Below are 24,326 nucleotides of genomic sequence, written 5' to 3'. Positions count from 1 at the left end.
CCGGCCCACCCCCGGGCCCACCCTCCGACGTCCGCGACGGCATCCTCCGCATGGTCGCCCGCCTGGACATTCCCGCGATCGTCCTCGACGCGAAGTACGACGTACTGGCCTGGAACCGCCAAGCCGCCGCGCTCCTCACCGACTTCTCCGCCCTCCCGCCGCGAGAACGCAACCTCCTGCGTCAACGCTTCCTGTACGGCGACCAGTCGCGCTTCAGCCCCGAAGCCACCCGCGAGTTCGCCCGCGAAGCCGCCTCCGACCTGCGCGCCGCCTCCGCCACCTACCCTGACGACCCCGCCCTGGGAGGTCTGGTCGCCGACCTCCTTGCCGGCAGCCCCGAGTTCGCTGCCCTCTGGTCCCAGCACGAGGTAGCCCGCCAGCAAACCCTCTGCCAAACCATCCTGCACCCCGAGGTCGGCCGCATCGACGTCATCTGCGAAGTCCTCGTAGTCCCCGACCGAGACCAACGAGTAGTCCTCTACACCGCCGACCCCGGCTCCCCCTCAGACCAGGCCCTCCGCCTCCTCGACGTCATAGGCACCCAGTCCCTCACCTGAACGCTGCAGCGATCGTCGCAAGGGCTCGACTACCTGCGGGGGTTAGCTGCGGGTTGCTAGTTCGTTGATGGCGGCGGCTACTTCGACCGGGGCTGAGATGAGGGTTAGGTGGCCTTGGTTGGGGAGGATTGTGGGTGGGGGTGCGCCTACTCGGGTGGCTGTTTGTTCCGCGGAGCCGCCTTGGTTGTCGAGGGCACCGAAGAGGACTGCTTTGGCTACTGGGGAGTGCTTCAGGAGGGCCAGGCGGTCGGGCTGGACTGAGGGGAAGTCGCGGCCGACCATTTGCCACAGGGCTTTTTCGGCGCCGGCTTGGCGGAAGGGGCGGGTCCAGACCTGGATCTCGTCGTGGGTGAGCGGGGCGCACTGTGCAGCGCAGGCGTCGTTGTAGATGTTGCGGATGAGACTGTCGGAGCCCAGGACCAGGCGGAGGGCGCTGGTTCGGTAGGGGTCGACGATGAGGGTGTTGACGACTGCTTGCGGTGGGCCGCCGCCGGGGATGGGGAGGCCGTCGCCGTCGAGGAACATGATGCCGCCGACTTTGGCGGGCTGTTCGAGGGCTGCCTCGGCCACGACGCCGGCGCCCAGGGAGTGTCCGACCAGGACCGGCTTGGTGAGTTTCATCGCGTCGATGAAGCCGAGCAGTTGGGCGGCGAGGTGCTCGATCGTGTACGGCGCTTTGCGTTCGCTGTAGCCGTAGCCGGTGATGTCGTACGCGTACACGCGATGGGTGCGCGCCAGCACGGGCACCAGCTCGGACCACGATTCCACCGACTCGGCCGCCCCGTGGACGAGCACGATCGGAGTCCCCGTCGTACCCCAGGAGTCGTACCGGGTCTGTAGGTCCGCGGTCTGGACGAACTTCAGACCGGGTGGTGGTTCGGCGCGTTCCCGGGTGGCGAAGTTGTAGGTCAGGGACGCTCCGGTGATCACGAGCCAGATGACCACCATTACGACGAAGATTCGCCGCAGTACTCGCACGAGCCGCTTCACGGGCTCAAGTTTGTCGGACGACCCCAAAGGCCTCGCACTCCGGGGCAGCGGAGTGCGAGGCCCAGGCCGAACTACTGCCCGGTGAAGGTGAAGGTGGAACCGGGCTCCTTGAAGATGTCACCGTCACGGGAGTTCGTGACGACGACGTTGGTCAGGGTGGCGCTGCCGCGGGCACCGCCCATCGCGAGGATGCCGGAACCGTTGTTCGACTTGTCGATCCGGAGGTTGGTGAGCTGCACGTTCGGCATCTCACCGCCGCCGGTCTTGAACTGGATCCCGTCGTACGTCGAATCGTGGATCTCGGTGTCGCGGATCGTGACACCCGGGATCGGCAGATTCGACGGGAACAGCGTGATCGCGCCGAACTCCTGGTCCTCGTTCCAGAAGGCACCGCCGCAGCGGTAGAGCGCGTTGTTGGCGATCAGCGTGGTCCCCGAGAACGGCAGCGGGTCGTGATCGGTGGCGAGCATGATGCCGGGGTAGTTCATCGTGTCGTAGATCAGGTTGTTCTCGATCTTGTTGCCGTACCCGCCGTAGATCGCGATGCCATTGGCGCGCCACGGCAGCGCGACGGTGTTGTTGGTGAACGAGTTGTCGTGCCCGATGTCGATCGACTGATCCTTGACGTACTTGCTCGCCCACACCGCCAGCGCATCGTCACCGGTGGTCCGGAACGACGAGTTGAACACCTTGGAGTTGCGGGTGCCGTTGGCGAAGTTGATGCCGTCGGCGTAGGTGTTGCGGATCCGCATCCCGGAGAACTCGAGCCCGTCACCCGGCCCCCACAGCTCGGGGATGTTGTCGAAGTCGCGGCCGACCCAGGCGCCGACGTTCGCGTGCTCGATCCAGACGTTGGTGATCTTCGTGCCGGTCCCGAACCGGCCGTTCAGCGCGACGCCGCCTTCGGCGTTGCCGTCGCCGCCGCGGATCCGGCCGGAGCCGAAGATCGCGATGTCCGACAGTTGCACGTTCTTGTCGATGTCGAAGCCGAAGTTGCCTTCGTGCGGGTGGTTGATGCCGCCCGCGTTCTGCGGCTCGATGGTCGAGTAGAGCTGCGAGTACCACATGCCCGCACCGCGGATGGTGGTGTTGCTGATCCCGACCTGGTTGAACTGACCCCGGTTCAGCGGGTCGTCGGTGAGGATCTTCTTCTCCTGCCGCCACTGCCCTTCCGGGATCCAGACGCAGCTGATGACACCGTTCTGGTCGTCGGTGACCGCACGCTGGATCGCGTCCGCGTCATCGATCCCGTCGCCGGGGACCGCGCCGTACTGGGTGATCGACGTGCAACCGGCGGGCTGACCCAGAGCCGGCGCGACCTGCTCGAGGTCGATCGAGTCGACGATGTAGTACGACGCCGTGTCGCCGGAGTCGCGCTGCAGCTTGAACTTCGTTCCGGCCGGGTACGACGTACCGAGCAGGGCATGTGATTCGTCGAAGAGCCGGCGTGCGTCGCCGCCCGGGGTGTTGGTCAGCGCCTCGGGGCCGTCACTGTTGCCGTAGAGCCAGCTGAAGTGCGAGGACAGGTTCAGCTTCTGCTTGAACGTGCCGTTCACGTACAGGCTGATCGTGGCGTCGATGCCCTGCCCGTTGGCCGAGTCCGGGATCGAGTTGCGGACCACGATCGAGTTGGTCTGCACGGTCGACGTGAACTCGACATACTGACCGGTCGAGTTGAGCCGGACCGACGAGCGGCCGGACGACTCGGTGGCGAAGTTGGTGTGACCGAAGGTGCGTAGCGGGTCCGTGGTCAGGAGGGCACCCGTGTACGCCGCTGCCTCCGCCTCGTACGACGTGAACGGTACGGCGGCGCCGCGGCCGACCACGATCGCCTTGGTGAACGTGTTGTTGTTCTCGTTGGTCTCAGCGACCGTGCTCCCAGAGTCGGCCGTGGCGACCAGGTTGGCGCCGCCGTTCACCGCGGTCCAGGTGCCCGAGATCGCGACGTTCGCGGTCGCTCCGGCGGCGATCGTGCCGGTTGCGCCGGTGAGGGTGGTCGAGCCGACGACCACGCGGGTCGTGCTGGCCCCGGCGGCCGTCGTACCGCGGTTGTTCACGGCAACCGTGAAGGAGACCGCCGTGCCCGGTGCCGGGTTCGACGGGGTTGAGGTGATGCCGGTGATCAGGAGGTCCGGGCCGGGGGCCTGGGCGACCTGGAGCTGGCTGGTGGCCTGGAGCGTGTTGTTGGTTTCGCTCTGCTCGGTGACCGCGTTACCGGCATCGGCGACCGCCGCGACGGTGTAGCTGCCTTGTGGCTTGGTTCCGACGTTGGCCGTGACCGTGGCCGAGGCTCCGGCGGCGAGTGCGCCGACGGACGCGGTACCGGCGACTGAGCCGCCGATCAGGAAGTTCAGGCTGCTGGCGGGGGCGGCCGCCGTACCGGAGTTCTTGACCGTGGCCGAGAGCGTGATCGGCGTGGTCTCGGACGGGCTGGCCGGGGACCAGTCGACCGCGGTGACGGTCAGGTCCGGGTTCGGGGCGGCAGCGCCGAAGACCTGGAGTTCCGCGACCTGACCGCCGGGGGCGCCGGTGTTGGAGAAAACCTGCAGCCGTACGTCGGCATACCGGCCGGTGACCGGGATCGTGATCGTGTTGGCACCGCTGCTCGGACTGAACTGGTAGTCGGCGCGCGCCTTGATCGAGGCGAACGCGGTCGCCGACTGCTCGCGGCCGAGGACCTCGATGCTCTGCGTGCGCGGGCCCCAGGCCGAGTCCGGGTTGAGCTTGACGACCACGGAGCTGAGGTCGGCGTTGGCGCCGAGCTTGGCGGTCAGGGTCGACGGGAAGCCGTTCGACTCCCAGTAGGTGCCGATGTTGCCGTCGTTCGCGTTCGTGGCGACGAAGTTGAAGACTGCGCTGGACGCCTCGATCGGCTTGTTCGCCGCGAGATCCGTACCGGTCGGGGGATCGACGGGCCCGCCACCAGGTCCGGCCAGGTCGAACTCCGACAGTTGGGCGGCCGGCCAGCCCGTGTTCGCGGTGAAGTTCAGCCGGACGTAGCGCGCCGCGGTGGTAGCGAAGTCGATGGTGACCACGTTGGCGCCGGTGAAGTTGTACGCCGTACCGGTGACGATCGTGCCGTACGTCGTTCCGTTCGTGCTGCCCTGGATCGACAGGGTCTGGGTGCGGGCACCCCAGCCGCCGGGGAGTTTCAGGGTGATCTGGTTGACGTCCGTGGTGGCACCCAGGTCGGCCTGGATCCACTGCGGGAACGCGTTGTTGGCGCTCTCCCAGTACGTGTTCTGGTTGCCGTCAGCGGCGTTGGTGCTGGGGTATCCCCCGACCGAACTGCTGGATGACAAGGTCTTGGCGAGGTTCGCGGTCACGGCCGCGGTCGCAGCGGGCACCAGACCCACTGCGACCACCACCGCCACCAGGACCCCGGTCAGGATCCGGCGGACAGGACTTCTCTTCCCTTGCATAAGGGCTCCTCCGTCAGAGGGCGGATAGACGGACAGCACCGTGTGATCGGAAATTTTCAATGCCTTGCCAATTTCTTGCACGACGGTAGTCGCATGTTGCAGCACGTCGTGCGGAAGGTCAACAGCTCGCGCACGCAGAAACGCCCCCACCCGATGACTCGGGTGGGGGCGTCCTGGTGGGTCAGGCTCGGCGCTGGGTGGCCCAGTCGCGGATGAGTTCGATGCGCTCCTTCAGCTGCGTGGAGGAGGCCTGGGCGGCAGCCGGACCGCCCAGTTTGCGGCGCAGATCGTTGTGGATGACGCCGTGCGGCTGGCCGGTGCGGTGGTGCCAGGCGGCGACCAGGCCGTTGAGCTCGCGGCGCAGCAGAGAGATCTGCTCGTGGGTGGCGAGCTCGGTCGGCGTCGGATCCTCGCGCTCGTCGCCGGAACCGCGCTGCGACCGCTTCTGCGCGGCGATCGACTTCGCCTGCCGCTTGCGCAGCAGGTCGCGCACCTGGTCGGGCTCGAGCAGACCCGGCAGCCCGAGGAAGTCCAGCTCCTCGTCGGAGGCCTGATCCCCACCCGTCCCGTAGTCACCACCGTCGAAGACGACCCGGTCGAAGCTCGCATCCGACCCGAGCGCCTCGAATTTCGCGTCCAGCTCGTCGCTGGCACCCTCGGCCTCGTTCGCCTTCTTCAGCAGGTCGTCCTCGAGGGCGAAGATGTCGCCGTCCTCGTTGTTGTTCTTGCGCCCGAGGACGTGGTCGCGCTCGACCTCCATCTCGGCCGCGAAGCTGAGCAGCCGGGTCACCGACGGCACGAACACCGACGCCGTCTCACCCCGCTTGCGCGCTCGCACGAACCGCCCGACCGCCTGCGCGAAGAACAGCGGCGTCGAGGTCGGCGTCGCATAGACCCCGACCGCCAGCCGCGGTACGTCGACGCCTTCGGACACCATTCGGACCGCGACCATCCACCGCGACTCGTCCTCGGAGAACTTCGAGATCTTCTTGCTCGCGGCCTTCTCGTCGGACAGTACGACGGTCGGCGCTTGCCCGGTGATCTCGCGCAGCGTCTTGGCGTAGGCACGGGCCGAGTTCTGATCGCCGGAGATGACCAGACCACCGGCATCCGGCATATGCCGCCGTACCTCGGTCAGCCGCTTGTCCGCAGCTGCCAGTACGGCGCCCATCCACTCGCCGGTGGGGTCGAGCGCGGTCCGCAGCGCCTGCGCGGTCAGATCCTTGGTCAGCGGCTCACCCAACCGCGCCGCGACCTCGTCACCGGCCTTCGTCCGCCACCGCATCTCACCCGAGTACGACATGAAGATCACCGGCCGTACGACGTGGTCGCGCAGCGCGTGACCGTAGCCGTACGTGTAGTCGGCCTTGCTCCGCGCGTGCCCGTCGGCCCCGTGCTCGTACGTGACGAACGGGATCGGGTTGTCGTCGGAACGGAACGGTGTACCGGTCAGGCACAACCGGCGGGTGGCCGGCTCGAACGCCTCCCGCACTCCCTCACCCCAGCTGAGCGCGTCGCCACCGTGGTGCACCTCGTCCAGGATCACCAGCGTCTTGAACCGCTCGGTCCGGACCCGGAACGCCAGCGGATTCACCGCGACCCCGGCATACGTCACCGCGACTCCGGTGAAATCCTGGTTCGTCTTCCCGCGCCGCCCGGCGAAGGCAGGATCGATCGCGATCCCGGCCTTGTCCGCCGCATCGGCCCACTGCACCTTCAGGTGCTCGGTCGGCGTCACCACCGTGATCCGGTCGATCACCCGCCGATGCAGAAGCTCGGCCGCGACAGTCAGCGCGAACGTCGTCTTACCGGCTCCCGGCGTCGCGACCGCCAGGAAGTCCCTCGGATTGGATTCCAGATATTGCGTGAGCGCCTCCGCCTGCCAGGCCCGCAGCTTGCTCGCGGTACCCCAAGCAGCACGGTCCGGATAGGCCGGAGGAAGCACGCCCGATCCACCAGGCACGTGCATTTCCACAGGCGGAACTCCCCCGAATCGACGACAAGTACGCCGTACAGGAACGTTACCCGAGATCACCGACAGAACAGATTCGCCGGGACGACAGTCACCTCGAACGGGCTCGTCAGCGTCGCCGATTCGTCGCCGGTGACCTTCGCGACCTGCACATATGCCCCGTCCCGCAGTTCCCAGGCAATGAGACTCGGCGTGTCGGGATCCACCACCCAGTACGCCGCACAGCCCGCATCCTGGTACGTCGACCACTTCACCATCAGGTCGAACCGCCGAGTGCTCGGCGACAGCACCTCGACCGCCAGCAACGGCGCGACCGGCAGATCCCGCTCGCTGAAGTCGTCTCGCCGGGCGACCAGCAGATCCGGTTGCAGGACAGTGTCCGGCCCGAGGGCAACATCCACCGGAGCGAAGAACGCCTCCAGATCCTCCGGGCAGGCCGCATACAGCAGCCGATAGATCGCCCCAACCGCCCGCTGATGCTGCGGCACCGGCGCGGGGCTCACAAGGAGGTTCCCGTCGATGAGCTCGTACCGGCGGCCGTCATCGGGCATCAGGTCGAGATCGGCCCTGGTCAGCGGTGTTGCCGGATGGCCGGCCGCCGGGAACGGGCTGGGCATGGTGGTCATGAGACTCATAGTGCCTCCTTGGGTTGGTCACACCAAGAACATGCAGTGATCTGCCCCGGGATGCGCCGACGAGTTCCCTGCCTGTGGATAAGTGCCGTTCGCTGGTGGGGCGGATTACACTCGGGGGATGAGCACGCAGTTGAGTCCGGGTGCGGACACCGTTGTCGATGAGCGGACCCAGCCTCTGGAGGGTGGGGACCACGAGCGGTTCTCGCACTATGTGCCGAAGGACAAGCTGACCGAGGCGATGGTGATGGGCACGCCGGTGGTCGCCTTGTGCGGCAAGGTGTGGGTGCCCAGCCGCGACCCGCAGAAGTTTCCGGTCTGCCCGGAGTGCAAGGAGATCTGGGAGTCGCTGAACCCCGGTGACGGCGACGGCAAGGGCGACGAGTAGCCGCGGTCAGTTGTGGGTGGGGTCGTCCGGGTAGGTGGCCACGTAGGCCAGCTGGTCGGTCTGGCGGCGCAGGACGCGGCGCCAGAGGGTGTCCGGGTCGAGGCTGAAGACGTCGTCGGGTTCCGACGCGACGACGTACCAGGCGCCTTCGGTGATCTCGCCTTCGAGCTGTCCTGACGCCCAGCCGGCGTACCCAGCGAAGATTCGCATCCGCTGGATCGCCCCGGCCAGTAGCTCCGGCGGTACGTCGAGATCGACCAACCCGATCCGCCCGAAGCACTCACGCCAGCCGGGCGGGTCCGCGGACTCGATGACCTCGGCAACGGCCAGCGCGCTGTCGGTGCCGACCGGGCCGCCGATGAAGAGCACACCGGGTTCGTTCACGGTGTCGGACCAGTCCGGGAGGACCCGGTCGACGGTGAGATCGGCGGATCGGTTCAAGACCACCCCGAGCGCGCCGTCGTCGTCGTGATCGAGCAGCAGGATCACCGATCGGCGAAACGGCGGCTCGTCGAGCAACGGGGTCGCCACCAGCAGTGAGCCGGTGAGGGTCGTGGCCGTCATGCCCCCATCATGTCAGGCCGGTCGTACCAGTACGGACCGCCCGGAAACCCCCCCACGCGCCGGCCGCCACACCAAGCAGATCGGCGAGGGCGTCGTACAGGTCACCGTCGCGATGCGGCAGCAGGTAGTGCTGGATGAACTCGCTCCCGACCGCGTTCACCACAAGTACGGCGAGCAGCCAGCGGGCCGGTACGCCGACCTTCAGCCCGGTGAACCCGACCGCCGCGAACAATGCGAAATGGGCGACCTTGTCGATCCCCGGGATCGGGATCCCGGGACCCGGCTCCCCCGGCGCATAGACGCCGTACAGCTGCAGCGCGCAGGCCGCGACGAACGCGACCCGCCACGCCCACACCGAGAACGACGTACCCGTCGCCCCGGCCACCGTTGACGTCACAGAACCGGTGAGTCGTCCGGGAAGTGCTCCGCGGCCGGCGCCTTGCCTCCGGCGGCCTCCCGTACGGCGTGCGCTACGCGCTTGTGGACCTCGGGGTGGAAAACGCTCGGCACGATGTACGTCGCGTTCAGCTCGTCGTCGGTGACGACCCCGGCCAGCGCCTTCGCGGCGGCCAGCTCCATCTCGATCGACACCTTCGACGACTGCGCGTCGAGCAGACCGCGGAAGACGCCCGGGAAGACCAGCACGTTGTTGATCTGGTTCGGGTAGTCGCTACGGCCGGTCGCGACCACGGCCGCGTGCTCGCCGGCCTCGGTCGGGTCGACCTCGGGGGTCGGGTTCGCCAGCGCGAACACGATCGACTTCTCCGCCATCGTGGCGATGTCGGCGCCGGTCAGGATGTTCGGTGCCGAGACCCCGATGAACACGTCCGCCCCGGCGAGCGCGCCCTTCAGGTCACCGCTGTACTGCGCCGCGTTCGTGTTCTCCGCGATCCAGCGCAGCTCGGGCGACAGGCCGTCACGCTCGGCGTGGATGACGCCGCCGATGTCGGCGACACAGGTGTCCTTGACCCCGGCCGCGATCAGCAGCTTCAGGATCGCCGTACCGGCCGCGCCGGCTCCGGACAGCACGATCTTCACGTCGCTGATGTCCTTGTCGACCACCCGCAGCGCGTTGTAGAGCGCGCCGAGGACGACGACCGCCGTACCGTGCTGGTCGTCGTGGAAGACCGGGATGTCGAGCTCCTCGCGCAGCCGGGCCTCGATCTCGAAGCAGCGCGGCGCGGAGATGTCCTCGAGGTTGATCCCGGCGAAGCCCGGCGCGATCGCCTTGACGACCGCGATGATCTCGTCGGTGTCCTGGGTGTCCAGGCAGAGCGGCCAGGCGTCGATGTCGGCGAACCGCTTGAACAGCGCGGCCTTGCCCTCCATCACCGGCAGCGCGGCCTTCGGGCCGATGTTGCCGAGCCCGAGGACGGCCGACCCGTCGGTGACGACCGCGACCGTGTTCCGCTTGATGGTCAGCCGGCGCGCGTCGTCGGGGTTCGCGGCGATCGCCAGGCAGACCCGCGCCACACCCGGCGTGTAGATCATCGAGAGGTCGTCACGGTTGCGGATCGGGTGCTTGGCCTCCATCGAGATCTTCCCGCCGAGGTGCATCAGGAAGGTCCGGTCCGAGACGCGGCCGATCTCGACACCCGGTACGGCGCGCATGGCCTCGACCAGCCGGCCCGCGTGCTCGGTGTCGGCGGCGGCACACGTCACGTCGATCCGGAGCCGCTCGTGGCCGGACGCGGTCACGTCGAGCGCGGTCACCAGGCCGCCGGCCTGCTCGACCGCGGTCGTCAGCTTGCTCACCGTCGAACCGCCCGCAGGCACCTCGAGGCGAACGGTGATGGAGTACGAAACACTCGGCAAGGCAGTCACGCGGGTGATCCTCTCATGTCACTGGTAAGGCGCTGGAGTTCCGTAAGTAAAGTGCATGGCAGACCTCTGGGAAATCCATTACCCGAGCGGCTAGGGTGCCGCCATGCCGACTATCAGCGACGTCGCGGCGCGGGCAGGGGTTTCGACGGCGACCGTGTCGCGCGCGCTGAACGGGAAGGCGACCGTCGACCCGGAACTGGCCGCGCGGGTCCGCCAGGCCGCGACCGAGCTCGGCTACCAGCCCAACGGCCCGGCCCGGAACCTGCGCCGTCAGGAGGCGGCCGTGGTCGCCCTGATCATCTCCGATGTGGAGAACCCGTTCTTCACCGCGATCGCCCGCGGGGTCGAGGACATCGCGCACGAGGTCGGCTACTCGGTCGTGCTCTGCAACTCCGACGAGAGCGCCGAGAAGGAGAACCGGTACATCGACATCGCGCTTCAGGAGCGGGTCGCCGGCGTCATCCTCTCCCCCAGCGGTCCGGCGGCCGGCGTCGCGAAACTCGCAGCCCGCGGTACGGCGTATGTCGCGGTGGACCGTCCATTGCCGGAGCACGACAGTGACGTCGTACTGGTGGATACCCGTCTCGCCGCTGCTCAGGCGACCGCGCATTTGATTGCCCAGGGCTACGAGCGGATCGGGTGTGTGACCGGGCCGGCCGGTGTTCGCACGGCCGACGATCGTCTGGCCGGTTATCGCGATGCGCTGCGCACGGCGAAACGCCGTACCAGCACTAGGTTGGTACGGCGGTCCGAGTACAAGGCGGTTGGCGCACACCGCGCCGCGGTCGACCTGCTGTCCCAGCCCGAGCCACCGGACGCCCTGCTCGTCGCCAACAACGCGATGGCCGTCGGCGTTCTGCAAGCACTCCAGGAGCTAGGACGACGACCCGGTCGCGACGTCGGCGTGGTCGCCTTCGATGACGCCCCCTGGGCCGAGCTGCTGGATCCCCCGTTGACCGTGGTCGCGCAACCGGCGTACGAGATCGGCACCGAGGCGGCGCGGCTGTTGCTGGCCCGAATCGCCGACAACACCCGCCCGCCCACCGTCACCACCCTCGGCGCCCGCCTCATCGACCGCGCCAGCTCCCACCGCTAACGTCCGAAGAACCGGAGGGCGCCCCTCCGATCGTTCGGACGTTGCGCGGCCGTCGTTCGTAACGTCCGAAGAACCGGAGGGCGCCCCTCCGATCGTTCGGACGTTAGGGATGGGTCAGCCGGTGGGGTTTTCCTCGGCGTAGATCTTGGCGGCGTTCTCCTTGTCGATCAGGCGGGTGGGGAGGATCTGGGATTTGTCGATCGTGCCGCAGTCGACGAGGAGCTTCTTGGCGGCGGCGATCGCTTCCTTGCCGTTGGTCGGGTAGGTGAAGGTTGCGCTGAGGCGGCCCTGCTCGACGGCCTTGATCCCGCCGGACGGGATCGGCAGCGCGTCGATGCCGATGAACTTCATCTCCTTCTCCCGGCCGACCGCCTTCGCCGCCAGGTACGCACCCTCGGCCATCGGGTCGTTGTGCGCGTAGACCACGTCGATCTTCGGGTTCGCCTTGAGCAGCGCGTCCATCTGCGCCTGCCCCTTCTCCCGCAACCAGTCACCGCTCGCATCCGCGATGATCTTGATCTTCGGGTTCACCTTGATCGCATCGATGAAGCCCTGGTGCCGCTCGGCCTGCGGAGTGGCGCCGGCGAGTCCCTTCAGCTCCACGATGCTGCCGCCGTTCGGGAGAAGCTTCTCGGCAACGTACTTACCGGCCTCGGACCCGATCTGCACGTTGTCGCCACCGATGAAGCCGGTGTACGCATCACCCTCGACCTTGCGGTCCAGCACGATCACCGGAATGCCCTTGTCGAACGCCTTCTGCACCACCGCGGTCAGCGGCTTCGCCTCGTTCGGGCTGATGATCAGCAGGTCGATCTGCTGGGTGATGTAGTTGTCGACGTCCGCGACCTGCTTGGCGTTGTCCTGGGCCGCGTCGGCGAACTTCACGTCGAACTGCGGCACCTCCTTGGCTGCCGCCCGGATGTCGTCGTCCATCCGCTGCCGGTACGGCTCGGCGACGTTCGCCTGACTCATCCCGATCGTGTACTTGCCATCGGCCCCTTGACAGGACTTCGATGCACCGTCCGACGGGCTGCCACCGGTCCGGTCGCTCGTGGTGCCACAGCCCACCAGCACCAGGGCGGCGGCGGCCGCAACTAGGGGAATCTGCACAGAACGCATGGGGGAACCTTCCTCACGAGGCGGGCCGGAGTCGTTGCAGCGCTGCGGCGGCAACGATCACGAGGCCCTTGATCAACAGCTGGATGTTCGAGTCGATGTTGTTCAGGGCAAGGATGTTGTTCAGTACGCCGAGCAGCAGCGCACCGGCCACGGTCCCGGCGACCGAGCCCCGGCCACCGGCCAGACTGGTACCGCCGATCACCACCGCGGCGATCGCGTCCAGCTCGTACCCGATGCCGTCGTTCGGGCTGCCCTGGTTGAGCTGGACCGCGTGCACGATGCCGGCCAGCGATGCCAGCAGACCGCAGATCGCGAAGACCGCGATCTTGACCCGGACCACGGGTACGCCGGAGAGCCGGGCGGCCTTCTCGTTGCCACCAACGGCGTACAGGTGCCGGGAGAACGCGCTGACCCGCAGGAAGACGACGGCCGCGATCGCGACCACCGCGAAGATCAGCACCGGGATCGGAACCAGTCCGCCGAACGTCCGCTCACCGAGCAGTGCGAACGACGTCGGTGCTTCCTTCGGACCGTCGCCGTACGAGATCGCGACGCCCTGACCACCGGACCAGATCCTTGCCAGACCGCGCGCTATCTGCAGACCGGCGAGAGTGACGATGAAGGACTGGATCCCGATCATCGCGGTCGCGACGCCCTGCAGCGCTCCGAAGATCGTGCCGGTCACCAGCACCAGCAGGACGGACGGCAGGAAACCCCAGTCGTTCTCAACCATCAGTACGGCGGACCCGACCGCCGCGAGGCCGAGCACCGCGCCGACCGAGAGGTCGATCCCGCCGATCAGGATCACGAACGTCATGCCGACCGCGATGATCCCGATCTCGGACACCGCCCGGACCACGTTCGCGAGGTTGTCCGCGCTGACGAACAGGATCGCGCCGTTCTTGCGGGGCGAGAAGATGATCGCCGCGACGAACACCGCCAGCAGCCCGAACACACTCTGGAACCGGAACAGCGTCGCAACCACCGACGGCTTTTCAGTCACAGGACATCTCCGATCACTGCTGCTTCTCCCATCGCGGCTGCCAACAGATCGCCTTCGCCCGAATCCGCCGTACTGAACGACGCCACGTCCCGCCCGTCCCGCAGTACGACGACGCGGTCGCAGACGCCGATGAGCTCCGGGAGCTCGGACGAGGCGAGCAGTACGCCGAGGCCCTGGCCCGCCAGTTCGCCCAGCAGGCGGTAGATCTCCGCCTTCGCGCCGACGTCGACACCGCGGGTGGGTTCGTCGAGCAGGAGCAGTTTTGGTTCGGTCAGCAGCATCCGGCCGAAGACGACCTTCTGCTGGTTACCACCGGACAACGTCCCGACCTCGTCCTGCAGCCGGCCGAACTTGAGCCGCAACCGATCCGCCATCTTCACCGAGGCCCCGCGCTCGAGACGGCGCGCGATCACCCCGAGCCGCCCGTACGCCGGGAGGCTCGACAGCACGGTGTTCGCGAGGATCGAGTGGAACAGCACGAGTCCCGACGCGCGCCGATCTTCGGGGACGAGACCGATGCCCTGGGCAAGCGCCTGCCGGGGGCTTCGGGGGCGAATCTCCTTGCCCTGCAGGAGAATTCGGCCGGACCGCGTGCCGGTCGGGGCGACGCCGTACAAGGTTTCGAGCAGTTCGGTCCGCCCTGCACCGAGCAGGCCGGCCAGGCCGACGATCTCGCCGGCGCGGACGGTCAGCGAGATGCCGTCCGGGTCGCGACGGCCCGGTCGCGGGCGGCGGGCGGTCAGTTTGAGGTCGTCGACGCGGAGCAGTTCGTCGCCGGTGTCTGTGTCGGGAGTGGTGAACATGGTTTGCACCGGGCGTCCGACCATCGCCTCGACGACCTCCGCCGTACTGAGTTTGCGCGGGTCGAAGCTGGTGACGATCTCGCCGTTGCGGAGGACGGTCGCGCGGTCGGCGACCTGGGCGATCTCCTCCATCCGGTGCGAGATGTAGACGATGCCGACGCCGGCCCGGCGGAGTTCGCGGATCACCTCGAAGAGGCGCTCGACCTCGGTGGTGGTCAGCGCCGAGGTCGGCTCGTCCATGATCAGCACCCGGGCGTCGAGCGAGATCGCCTTGGCGATGGTGACGAGCTGCTGCTCACCGACCCGCAGGTCGCCGACTGGGCGGCGCGGGTCGATCCGGACGCCGCTGCGTTCGAGCAGAGCGCGCGCCTCGCGGTCCATCCGGCGGCGGTCGACGGTCCGCAGCGGGGTACGCAGTTCGCGGCCGAGGAAGATGTTGTCGGCCACCGAGAGCCCGGGGACGAGGTCGAGCTCCTGGTGGATCATCGCGATCCCGGCCGCCTGCGCATCGGTCGGCCCACCGAACGACACCGGCGTCCCGTCGATCTCGATCTGCCCGTCGAAGTCGGTGACATCACCGGACAGGATCTTCATCAGCGTGGACTTGCCCGCGCCGTTCTCCCCGAGCAGCGCATGCACCTCCCCCGCGCCGAGGGTGAAATCCACCGCCCGGCACGCCTGCACGCCGCCGTACCGCTTCCCGATCCGTTCCATCCGGACCAGGGCAGCGTCCTGCCTCATACGCGGCCTCCGCCCGGTCAGTAATCGATTTCCCGGACGCTATGCCGCAGCCTCGCAGCCCGTCAACCCCTCACCGACCGGCACGCCCGAACCGTGACCCAGCTTCGCCGGAGGGACCGGTGGCGCGGGAGCTTTTCGATCCTGCTCGAATAGGGCGGACACAGACGCCATCACAATTGACGCTGGCCGCGCCCGTCCCGCCTACGCGCAACGCGGCGTGCCAGTTGTGATGGCGTGCAGGTCCGGGCCTACTCGGCCAACCACTTCCGCACGGACTCGTCGTGCTCGCCGAGACGCGGCGGGGCGAGGTTGGTTTCGCGGGCGCCCGCGTACGGCTGGTCGTCGAAGCGCAGCGGCGGGCCAGGGAGCTGGATGTTGCCGAGGGTCGGGTGGTCGACGTCGATCAGCAGCCCCTGCGACAGCGTCTGGTCCCACTCGTAGACCTGCTGGATGTCACGCACCTTGCCGGCCGGAATCCCCTGCTCAGCCAGCGTTTCCAGCCACTTGTCGGCCGGTGCCGCCGAGAACGCCGCCTCGATCACCGCGATCAGCTCATCCCGGTTCCCGACCCGCTCCGCATTCGTCGCGAACCGCGCGTCGGCCGGATCCAGCCCGACGATCGGCGCGAACGTCCGCCACTGCCCTTCACTCCCGACCGCCACCTGCACGCTGTCGTCCGCCGTACGGAACATCCCGTACGGCGCGATCTGCGCATGGTGATTGCCGACCCGCCCGGGCACCTGCCCGGCGACCGTCCATTTCGTCCCGTGGAACGCGTGCACCCCGACCATCGCGGCCAGCAGGCTCGTCCGAACCACCCGGCCCTTCCCGGTCACCGAGCGCTCGTGCAACGCGGCCAGCGCGCCATAAGCGCCGTACATGCCGGCCAGCAGATCGGCGATCGGCACACCGACCTTCGTCGGCTCGGCGTCGCCGGTGACGCTCATCAGACCGCCTTCGCCCTGCGCGATCTGGTCGTACCCAGCCCGGCCGCCCTCCGGCCCGTCATGACCGAACCCGGTGATCGACACCACGATCAGCCCCGGGTTCAGCTCATGCAACCGCTCGACCGAGAACCCGAGCCGGTCCAGCACCCCCGGCCGGAAGTTCTCCAGCAGGATGTCGGCCTTCTGCACGAGCTTGGTCAGAAACTCCTTGCCCTCGTCCGACTTGAGGTCCGCAGTCACCGACTCCTTGTTCCGGTTCGCCGACAGGAAGTACGTCGACTCCCCCTCGACGAACGGCGGCCCCCATCCCCGGCTGTCGTCCCCACCGGCCGGCGTCTCCACCTTGATCACCCGGGCCCCGAGATCCCCGAGCATCATCCCCGCATGCGGCCCGGCCAGCGCCCGAGTCAGATCCACCACAACAACATCCGAGAGCAGCTGCATGCCGCCGAGCCTAGGCGCAACACCCTCACCACGGACCGAAATGAGACTGACCCCTCAGCCCATCCCGTGTCCGCAATCACCGCGCCCCGGCCATCAGTTGTGGCCGGAGACAGGTTGTTGTGGCCGGAGACCTCGCACCACAGGTCTCCGGCCCCGACTGCCTGACTCGCGCGGGATTTGGTGGGTTCCCCCATCAGGTTGTGGGTGTTGTACCCGCATGAGGGTGGGGAACCCACAAGCTGCTGGGGTAACCCATGAGATGGGCCGGAGCAGACGGGGTGGGAGGAGATCGGTCACCACCGGTGCGGGGCAGGTGGTAGGCCGCCGGCAGCCCGATTCAGCTGGCGATTTTGCGGGCTAGGGAGGCGAGGCGGTGGGTTACGTCGCGGGGGCGTTCTTGGGGGAGCATGTGGCCGGCGCCGGGGTACATCCAGACGCGGGCGCTTGGGAGCTCGGCGGCGATCCGGTTCGCGTGCCGCGGCGGCAGCAGGCGGTCCCGCGTACCGTGCATGACCTCGACCGGGATCTGGTCCAGCACCTTCAGCGCGTGCACGCGGTCGTGCTCCAGGATCGCCTCGAAGAATCCGCTGTACGTCGCTCCCGGCAGCAGCGCGAGTCCTTCCTGGAAGATCGCGATCTCGGCCGGGTCGACCTTCTTCCCGAACACGACCTGCCGCAGCGCCGGCCGCTGCATCAGCGCGGCCACGTTGGCCCGGGCGGCACGGGCCATCTCGCGCCCGCCGACAACTCGTCCCGCAGCCCCACCCGCCTTCAGCGCCACACCTTCGACAGCGCCGGCAGCAGTCGTCGCCGCACGTCCAGCAGCGTCAGCGACGGCAGAGGCAACCCCTTCAGCGGCGACCACGGCGTTATCCGCAGCAGCAGCGGCCGCAGCCGACAGTCGCTCGGCACGGCGGTCCACTCGCGTCCCGACCACCTGCGCAACTCTCGGCGCGATCCGTACGGCGGCCGGCTCGAAACACACCGGGATGCCGAAAGCACCCCGGGCCGCCTGACCGGACGACGTACTGACCAGCGCCGCAGCCTTGATCCGGGAGCCGAACAGATCCGGCCGCTTGTCGGCCAGCTCCATCAACGTCATCCCGCCCATCGAGTGCCCGGCGTACACGACCGGCCCGTCACCGACGACCTCGTCGAGCACGGTCACCAAGTCATCGGCCAACTGCTCGATCCGCAACGACCCCGGCGGTGCCGCATCCGACTGCCCATGACCGCGGTGATCGTAGGTCACCACCCGTACGGCGTTCGCCCCGAGAATGCGCGGCAGCCCCTCGACCTGGTGGTGCCAGGCGCGGGTCGAACACGTCCACCCGTGCACCAGCAGCACCGTGACCGGCGCGTCGGCCGGCCCGGTGCTCTCGACGTTCAGATGAATGCCGTCGGTGGTGGTAACCCCCGAGCGCTCAGCCTGAATGGTCACGCAGTCTCCCGTTCCCGTTCGCCGGCGGCGGCCAGGTGTGCCGCGCGCAACCGCCCGCCACGGGCGCCGCGCCCGACCAGCCAGGCGATACCGGCGATCTCCAGTAGACCGACCACACCCAGCAAGGCGTAGCCGCCGTTCCACATCCATCGTGGCACGTCGGTGCGCTCTTCGCGACGCAACGTCTCCTGCTCGTTGACGAAGGCAACGGTCTGCCCGTTCGAAACCTCGATCGCGGGCTTCTCGATCGCCGCGTCCTCGGGTGCGTAGACCCACATCGCGGTCATCTCCCGCTGACCGGTGTGCAGCCGGATCATCGTCTTCCACTTGCCGTACATCGGCAGCGCGTCCTCGGAGCGATAGGTGCCCTCAGCAACCTTCTTCATCGGATGCAGGACCATCCCACCGCCCTGCCAGGCGAGCGCCTCGAACCAGCGCGCGTCGTCGGCCGCGGTGGCCGGGTCGAGCGTGACCGTGACGTACGCGGTCGGCTCGGCCCCAGTGGCGACCCGCTCCAGCGACACCGTCCCGGTCACGCCCGGCTCGGCCGACCGCGGTACACAGAAGAAGATGATTGCGACGACCGCCACCAGCCCGACCGCGCCGAGCTGATGGGTACGGCGAACAGCCTCCGGCCGCGTGTTGGTTGTCCGCTCCGCGCCCGCAACTTCGGCGTACCGGGTGGCCAGCCAGGCGCCGACCAGACCAGCACCGGCCCCGACGACCACGCCGTACCCGAGGGCCGACGGGAGGAGCGACGACGGCCAGGCGATCGGCATCCAGACCTGGCTCCACGCATACTCGGCCACCACGCCGACGGTCCCGATCAGGGCACCGGCGACCAGGCCGAGGCGGAAGCGATTCTTGTTGCCGAGGGCAAGGGCCACGGCCTCGACCAGGATCGCCTCGACGATCAGCAGGGGGAAGTGGCCGAGGATCTCGCCGAGCGGCTGATCGACCGCCCAGGCGATGATGCCGCGGACGATCAGGAAGATCGCGAGCGCACCGAAGGTGATGCCGGGACCGCGGCGGGCGCGCAGGATGGTGAAGGCCATCGCCGCGCCGAAGGCGATCAGCAGCGGGTGCAGGATCAGCGGGAACTGCGGCACGCCGTAGTTGAACTCGGTGCTGAACAGGTCCCACGCGATCAGCAGCGCACCGACGGACGCGACCTCTTGGAAGAGGCGGCGCTTGTTCATCCCCATCAACTGCTCGACCTCGGCGACCGCCAGCAGCCGGGCGAAGATCGAGAAGACCACGCCGCCGATCATCAGCAGGTGCGTCGGGCCCCACAGCGTGACGTCCTCACCGAACAGCCGGTGCCAGGTGTCGTCGAGCGGGAAGCCGACCAGCGCGAACGTGCCGCAGACCAGGATCAGCGCGGCACTGCACGGGATCCGCCAGCTCTTGGTGAGCTTGATCGTCCGGGCCGGCAGCGGCTTCCCGGCGAGCGCGATCGGCAGTACGCCGGTCACGATCACGCCGAGGATGCCGAAGAAGATCGGATAGTGCGCCGGCGTACCGAACGGGCCGGTGTCGCGACCCTTGTCGATGTGCACGGCGATGTCCCACCAGACGCCGAAGGCGCAGGCGAGCAGCGACACGACATGCAGGTACGGCGACAGCGCGGCCCACCGGGGGACTCCGTCCAGCCTCCCGATGGTGTCCGCGAGCCTGCCGACGAGCGTGACGCGACCGGTCCGCTCCCGCCACAGGAAGACCGCCATGGCGACGTACAGCAGTCCCACCACGCCGGTCACGATCGCGATCTGATCGAACGTCGCCGTACCGGTGGTGGCCAGGGGGATCGCCATCCTGGAGCTCCTTCGGGACATTAAGTATGCGCCATGGCAGATGTTACATATCCTATGTAACGTGCGATCTGGAAGACTGTCAAGGGTGGAAGCAGACGAGGAGCTCACGGTCGACCAGCTCGCCGCCAAGGTGGGCATGACGGTGCGCAATGTCCGGGCGTACGCCGGGCGGGGATTGATCCCGCCGCCCCGGCTGGTCGGCCGCACGGGTTACTACGGCCAGGACCACGTGGCGCGACTCACGCTGGTCCGCGAACTGCTCGACAAGGGTTACACCCTGGCCGCCGTCGAGCGGATGCTCAGCGACCTGCCCGACGGCGCGATGGCGCTCGGCGTCTTCGAGACCCTGGTCAACCCCTGGACCCCGACCGAGCCCGAGGTCATCACCGAGCAGCAGCTCGCCGACCGCGCCGGCATTCCGCACAACCCGGCCACCATCGACAAACTGATCGAGCTCGGCATCGCCGAACGCGAAGAGGGCGACCGCCTCCGGATCCCGAACCCGGACCTGCTCCGCACCGGCCTCGAGGTGATCAAACTCGGCGTCCCGCTGGACGCCATCTTCGTGATGCTGCCCAAGCTCTTCCAGCACGCCGACGCCGTCGCCAAGGTGTACGTCGAACTCTTCCGCAGCACCGTCTGGCGCCAGTTCGCCGACGCCGGCCTACCCCCCGAAGGCTGGCCCGAGATCCAGCGCACCCTCGAAGGCATCATCCCGCTGGCCGGCCAAGCCCTCGTCGCCGCCTTCCGCGAAGCCATGGGCCGCGAAATAGAACTGGTCGCCTACGAAGAACTAGGCGTAGACCCCAAGGAACTCCCCTCCACCGGCTAGCCCCAAGGCCGGCTAGTTGAACCTGGCCAGTGCGGTCTTCCCTTCCCGCCACAACGTCTGTGGGAGGCGGGTGCACTCAGATCCGGCCAGGCCCTACGGCACATTTGAGGGGCTATCCGTTCAAGTGGACCCTTCTCTACTCAGATTTTGGGGGGAGAACCAGCACATCGAACGGAGATCCCCTCATATTCCACACAGCAACGTGGTCAGCCGGCTAGGGCGAGGGACTGGGTGGCTTTGAGGAGGGCGGTTCCCAGGAGTTTGTAGTCGGTCGGTACGCCGCCGACGGTGATCTCGTAGTCGGCCTGCGCGCCGCCCTGCTGGGCGAGGTAGCGGGTGCCGACCCAGCGAGTGGTCGTGCCGCTCTTGTAGGTGTAGACGACGGTGGTGAGGGTGAGCTTGCCCTGGTTGCGGGTCGACTGCATCGTCGTCGTGTAGACGTTCTGGATCTTCAGCCCCGGCGTGCCCTTGAGCGCCGCAACCTTCTGCTGGCCGGCGACCACCGTGCTCTGGGTGCCGCTGAGCAACACGTTGAACCTGATCATCCGGTTCGCGGTCGGGTCCTGGAACGCGTCCTTGCCATTGCCGTGAACGACATGCTTCCACGTCGTCGGCAGTACGGCGGACGCGTGGCACACCCGCTTCCCGCACTCGAAGTTTCGCAAGGTGTAGGTGACCGCGCTCGTCGCCTCGACCTTCGTGGTCGTCTGCTGACGGGTGGTGTCGGCCGAGCTCGGCAGCATCGTCGCGAGCAACAGACCGGCCGACCCCACGACGGCCCCCGCCCCGGCCAGTACGGCGAGACTCTTCTTCTGCACGGTGGTTCCCTCCAGCTCCGCGCCGGGCCCGTTGTGGACCCGGCGCGGAGACAGACGCAGCAACCGCCGGATTGGTTGGCCGCGGATTACCGAAGCGAGGACTCCGTGACCATCAGCCCCGGGTCTCGACCGCGGAGGTCGCCTTGAGCAGGACCGTGCCGAGGAACTTCGAGTTCTTCGGCGCACCGGCCACCGTCAACTCGATCCCGGCATCGGTGTACCCCCAGGTGCCGATGTAGCGGGTCGCGACCCACCGAGTCGTCTTGCCGCTCTTGTACGTGTACACGATCGTGCTGACGGTCAGCGGCCCTTGCCCCGAGGTCGACTTCATCTTGGTGGTCGCGGTGCTGACGATGTGCAGACCGCGGGTGCCCTTCAGCGCCTTCTGCTTGTTCTTCATCGCCTGCGCGGTCGACACCTTCGCACCGAGGTTCGTGGTGAAGGTGGCAGTCTGGTTCGCCTTGTCGGCGAAGCGCGTGCGGTACTTCGCGAGGTTGATCTGCTTCCAGGTGCTCGGCAACTGCGAGCTGGCAAGGCACCCCACATGCGCGAAGCAGTCGAAGTCGCGCTTCACGAACTTCACCGCCGCGACTTGCTGAGTGGTGGTCTGCTGCGTGGTTTCGGCGTTGCTGTGCAGGGCTGCGCCGCCGAGGGCCAGTCCACCGGCCACGATCGTTGCCGCGACACCGCTGATGATCTTTCGCATTGGTCTACTCCCCCAAGGGTGTTGATGCTGTCGGGGAGACAGACGGCTGCACCACCTCACCGGTTGGGGTGTACGGCGCGGGTCGGCACCTTCGGGCAATCAGCCGGCCAGCGCATGGTCGCCTTGGGCAACCATTGCGGCGATTCGGTCCAACGCCCGTTGCGAGGCCGCGTCGATGGCCCGGTAGACGATCAGCCGCTGGGCGGTATCACCGAGCGGCGTCAGTACGTCGTACTCGACCGTGAGCCGGCCGACGTCCGGGTGATTGAGGCGCTTGCGGCCGGTGCTCTTGACCTTGACGTCGCGCCGCGCCCACAGTTCGGCGAACTCGCTGCTCTCGTCGCACAACGTCCGGACCAGCTCGGCCAGGTCTTCGTCGTCGGCGTGGGCCGCCCAGGCGGCGCGCAGGTCCGCGATGCCCTCGCGGATGATCCGTTCCCGGTCCGTGTAGTAATCGAAGAAGGCCGGCTCGAGGGTGCACAACACCATCGCGTTGCGCCGCTCCGGCGAGACACCGGCGAAGTTCAGCATCAGCAGTTCGAGCTCTGGATTCCACGCCCTGATGTCGAAGCGGTGGTTGATCAGCATCGCCGGTAGCGGCGACAGCGCCTGCACCAACGCGGCCAGCGAACTCGACTCGGGCTGCGGCTGACGCCGTACAGGGGTCCATTGGCGGGTGAGGTCGAAGACGTACGCGTGCTCGTCGTCGGTCAACCGTAACGCCCGCGCCAGCGCCTCGAGGACCTCGCCCGACGGCCGCAGCCCTGCTCGAGCCGGATCACGTAGTCCACGCTGACCCCGGCGAGCTCGGCGACCTCCTCCCGCCGCAGTCCCGGCGTACGGCGGGCGCGGCCCGTTCTGACCAGCCCGACCTCGGCAGGCGCGAGCCGCTCGCGGCAGCCGCGGAGGAAGACGGCCAGTTCCTGAGCCACGTCGACGGTCATGCCGTCAACCATACGAAGGTGGGAAGGCCAGTCCCAGGATGACCTCTCCCTTACCCCCAGTGACGGACCGGGCAAAAGTGGTGAACACCCCCACCGAAAGAGGACTTCAGTGAGCACCACACTTGACACCTACCGGCTGCTCGGCCGCTCCGGGCTGCGCGTTTCCCCGCTGTCGCTGGGCACGATGACGTTCGGCGAGGACTGGGGCTGGGGCACCGGCAAGGCCGAGGCGCAGCGCATCCTGGACACGTACGTCGACCGCGGCGGCAACTTCGTCGACACCGCGAACATGTACACCAACGGCACCTCCGAGCAGTTGCTCGGCCAGCTCACGCAGGGCCGCCGCGACGATCTCGTGCTCGCCACCAAGTACACGATGATCACCAACCCGACCGACCCGAACGCCGGCGGCAACCACCGCAAGAGCATGGTCCGCTCGGTCGAGCGCAGTCTGCGCAACCTGCAGACCGACTACATCGACCTGCTCTACCTGCACGCCTGGGACTTCACCACGCCGGTCGAGGAGATCCTGCGCGCGATGGACGACCTGGTCAGCCAGGGCAAGGTCCTGTACGTCGGCATCTCGGACGCACCGGCCTGGCAGATCTCGCGGATGCAGGCGATCGCGGATCTGCGCGGCTGGAGTCCCCTCGTCGCACTGCAGGTCGAGTACAGCCTGGCCGAGCGGACCATCGAACGGGAACTGATCCCGATGGCGCGCGAACTCGGCCTCGGCGTACTCCCGTGGTCGCCGTTGGCCAGCGGGGTGCTGACCGGCAAGTACACCGCGGCCGATCTGAATCACGGCGGTGGCGAGGCAAGTGCCGAGGGAACCCGGAAGAACGTGGCGGCCGGCAACAACTCGCTGACCGAGCGCACGCTGGGGATCGCGGACGTGGTCAAGAAGGTTGCCGAGCGCAACGGCTGGACGCCGGCCCAGGTCGCGCTGGCCTGGACCCTGCTCAACCCGGCGGTCACCTCACCCATCATCGGCGCCCGCACGCTGACTCAGCTCGAGCAGAACCTGACCGCGCTCGAGGTGGACCTCGGCGAGCAGGACATCGCCGAACTGGAAGCGGTCAGTGCGATCGAGCTCGGGTTCCCGCACGACTTTCTGCAGCGGCCGTTGACCCGAAGTGTCGTTCAGGCCGGTCTGCGGATCGAGGCCCGCTGACGTCAGGTGGGAGATCGCCCAAGTCGGCATCCCAGTCGTCGGAGTCCGGGTTCTCGGCCTCGTGGCGGCGGGCGATTCGGATGAAGGCGATGATC

General features: G+C 67.9%; 22 protein-coding genes. 5 read left to right on the top strand and 17 right to left on the bottom strand.

What is annotated here, in order from left to right; translation table 11 throughout:
• Positions 1 to 557: MmyB family transcriptional regulator (locus E1261_RS09885; protein WP_132405040.1), on the top strand; the 557-nt coding region annotated here is incomplete at its 5' end.
• 42 nt (positions 558 to 599) lie between these two features.
• Here E1261_RS09885 and E1261_RS09880 read toward each other — a convergent pair.
• From E1261_RS09880 to E1261_RS09865, 4 genes are all read right to left on the bottom strand, one after another.
• Entirely contained in the window at positions 600 to 1,547 is a 948-nt protein-coding gene (locus E1261_RS09880) for an alpha/beta hydrolase (RefSeq protein ID WP_132405038.1), read from the bottom strand.
• 71 nt (positions 1,548 to 1,618) lie between these two features.
• Positions 1,619 to 4,969, bottom strand: coding sequence for a CARDB domain-containing protein (locus E1261_RS09875; RefSeq protein ID WP_132405036.1), 3,351 nt, complete (start codon positions 4,967 to 4,969; stop codon positions 1,619 to 1,621).
• A gap of 181 nt (positions 4,970 to 5,150) precedes the next feature.
• A complete protein-coding gene (locus E1261_RS09870; RefSeq protein ID WP_132405054.1) occupies positions 5,151 to 6,938 on the bottom strand; it encodes a DEAD/DEAH box helicase in 1,788 nt (595 codons plus the stop codon).
• Positions 6,939 to 7,000: 62 nt separating this feature from the next.
• Positions 7,001 to 7,576, bottom strand: coding sequence for a Uma2 family endonuclease (locus E1261_RS09865; protein ID WP_132405034.1), 576 nt, complete (start codon positions 7,574 to 7,576; stop codon positions 7,001 to 7,003).
• A gap of 118 nt (positions 7,577 to 7,694) precedes the next feature.
• On the opposite strand from E1261_RS09865, the gene E1261_RS09860 reads away from it, so the two are divergent.
• Entirely contained in the window at positions 7,695 to 7,961 is a 267-nt protein-coding gene (locus E1261_RS09860; RefSeq protein ID WP_132405032.1) for a DUF3039 domain-containing protein, read from the top strand.
• 6 nt (positions 7,962 to 7,967) lie between these two features.
• Here the strand turns inward: E1261_RS09860 and E1261_RS09855 are convergent, their stop codons facing one another.
• From E1261_RS09855 to E1261_RS09845, 3 genes are read right to left on the bottom strand one after another with little or no spacing between them, the layout of a single operon-like run.
• Positions 7,968 to 8,525 carry a YqgE/AlgH family protein gene (locus E1261_RS09855; protein ID WP_132405030.1) on the bottom strand — a complete coding sequence of 186 codons (558 nt, stop codon included), beginning with the start codon at positions 8,523 to 8,525 and terminating at the stop codon, positions 7,968 to 7,970.
• A gap of 7 nt (positions 8,526 to 8,532) precedes the next feature.
• Complete coding sequence (locus tag E1261_RS09850; RefSeq protein ID WP_238176102.1) at positions 8,533 to 8,922, bottom strand: VanZ family protein; 390 nt, start codon at positions 8,920 to 8,922, stop codon at positions 8,533 to 8,535.
• The gene (locus E1261_RS09845; protein ID WP_132405028.1) at positions 8,919 to 10,349 is read right to left on the bottom strand and encodes an NAD-dependent malic enzyme; all 1,431 of its coding nucleotides are present in this window, start codon (positions 10,347 to 10,349) and stop codon (positions 8,919 to 8,921) included. The genes E1261_RS09850 and E1261_RS09845 overlap by 4 nt, the downstream gene beginning before the upstream one ends.
• 103 nt (positions 10,350 to 10,452) lie before the next feature.
• Between E1261_RS09845 and E1261_RS09840 the strand changes: the two genes are divergently transcribed.
• Positions 10,453 to 11,445 carry a LacI family DNA-binding transcriptional regulator gene (locus E1261_RS09840; RefSeq protein WP_132405026.1) on the top strand — a complete coding sequence of 331 codons (993 nt, stop codon included), beginning with the start codon at positions 10,453 to 10,455 and terminating at the stop codon, positions 11,443 to 11,445.
• Between the two features lie 114 nt (positions 11,446 to 11,559).
• On the opposite strand, the gene E1261_RS09835 is transcribed toward E1261_RS09840, so the two are convergent.
• The 6 genes from E1261_RS09835 to E1261_RS09810 all read right to left on the bottom strand — a co-directional run bounded on the left by E1261_RS09835 (position 11,560) and on the right by E1261_RS09810 (position 19,757).
• Positions 11,560 to 12,564 (bottom strand): substrate-binding domain-containing protein, encoded by a 1,005-nt coding sequence (locus tag E1261_RS09835; protein WP_132405024.1) that lies wholly within the window; start codon positions 12,562 to 12,564, stop codon positions 11,560 to 11,562.
• Positions 12,565 to 12,577: 13 nt separating this feature from the next.
• The gene (locus E1261_RS09830; protein ID WP_132405022.1) at positions 12,578 to 13,567 is read right to left on the bottom strand and encodes an ABC transporter permease; all 990 of its coding nucleotides are present in this window, start codon (positions 13,565 to 13,567) and stop codon (positions 12,578 to 12,580) included.
• Positions 13,564 to 15,111 carry a sugar ABC transporter ATP-binding protein gene (locus E1261_RS09825; RefSeq protein ID WP_132405020.1) on the bottom strand — a complete coding sequence of 516 codons (1,548 nt, stop codon included), beginning with the start codon at positions 15,109 to 15,111 and terminating at the stop codon, positions 13,564 to 13,566. The genes E1261_RS09830 and E1261_RS09825 overlap by 4 nt, the downstream gene beginning before the upstream one ends.
• Positions 15,112 to 15,359: 248 nt before the next feature.
• Positions 15,360 to 16,502 carry a CaiB/BaiF CoA transferase family protein gene (locus E1261_RS09820; protein ID WP_132405018.1) on the bottom strand — a complete coding sequence of 381 codons (1,143 nt, stop codon included), beginning with the start codon at positions 16,500 to 16,502 and terminating at the stop codon, positions 15,360 to 15,362.
• Between the two features lie 337 nt (positions 16,503 to 16,839).
• Entirely contained in the window at positions 16,840 to 17,943 is a 1,104-nt protein-coding gene (locus E1261_RS09815; RefSeq protein WP_238176101.1) for an alpha/beta fold hydrolase, read from the bottom strand.
• Positions 17,940 to 19,757: a hypothetical protein gene (locus E1261_RS09810; protein ID WP_132405016.1), complete on the bottom strand. Its 1,818-nt coding sequence runs from the start codon at positions 19,755 to 19,757 to the stop codon at positions 17,940 to 17,942. Before E1261_RS09810 ends, E1261_RS09815 begins: the two co-directional genes overlap by 4 nt.
• 85 nt (positions 19,758 to 19,842) lie before the next feature.
• Here E1261_RS09810 and E1261_RS09805 point away from each other — a divergent pair, with 85 nt between their 5' ends.
• Entirely contained in the window at positions 19,843 to 20,589 is a 747-nt protein-coding gene (locus E1261_RS09805; RefSeq protein ID WP_238176100.1) for a MerR family transcriptional regulator, read from the top strand.
• A 206-nt stretch (positions 20,590 to 20,795) separates the two neighbouring features.
• On the opposite strand, the gene E1261_RS09800 is transcribed toward E1261_RS09805, so the two are convergent.
• The 4 genes from E1261_RS09800 to E1261_RS45890 form a co-directional block, all read right to left on the bottom strand.
• Positions 20,796 to 21,407 (bottom strand): hypothetical protein, encoded by a 612-nt coding sequence (locus E1261_RS09800; RefSeq protein ID WP_132405012.1) that lies wholly within the window; start codon positions 21,405 to 21,407, stop codon positions 20,796 to 20,798.
• 112 nt (positions 21,408 to 21,519) lie between these two features.
• Positions 21,520 to 22,113 carry a hypothetical protein gene (locus E1261_RS09795; RefSeq protein WP_132405010.1) on the bottom strand — a complete coding sequence of 198 codons (594 nt, stop codon included), beginning with the start codon at positions 22,111 to 22,113 and terminating at the stop codon, positions 21,520 to 21,522.
• A 99-nt stretch (positions 22,114 to 22,212) separates the two neighbouring features.
• A complete protein-coding gene (locus tag E1261_RS09790; protein WP_202874542.1) occupies positions 22,213 to 22,827 on the bottom strand; it encodes an MmyB family transcriptional regulator in 615 nt (204 codons plus the stop codon).
• A complete protein-coding gene (locus E1261_RS45890) occupies positions 22,824 to 23,057 on the bottom strand; it encodes a helix-turn-helix domain-containing protein (protein ID WP_202874540.1) in 234 nt (77 codons plus the stop codon). The genes E1261_RS09790 and E1261_RS45890 overlap by 4 nt, the downstream gene beginning before the upstream one ends.
• A gap of 109 nt (positions 23,058 to 23,166) precedes the next feature.
• Between E1261_RS45890 and E1261_RS09785 the strand changes: the two genes are divergently transcribed.
• The gene (locus E1261_RS09785) at positions 23,167 to 24,231 is read left to right on the top strand and encodes an aldo/keto reductase (RefSeq protein WP_202874538.1); all 1,065 of its coding nucleotides are present in this window, start codon (positions 23,167 to 23,169) and stop codon (positions 24,229 to 24,231) included.
• Positions 24,232 to 24,326: the final 95 nt, after the last annotated feature.

The organism is Kribbella albertanoniae, assembly GCF_004348455.1.
GTDB classification, from domain to species: Bacteria; Actinomycetota; Actinomycetes; order Propionibacteriales; family Kribbellaceae; genus Kribbella; species Kribbella albertanoniae.
This window is presented reverse-complemented; position numbering and strand designations above follow the sequence as displayed.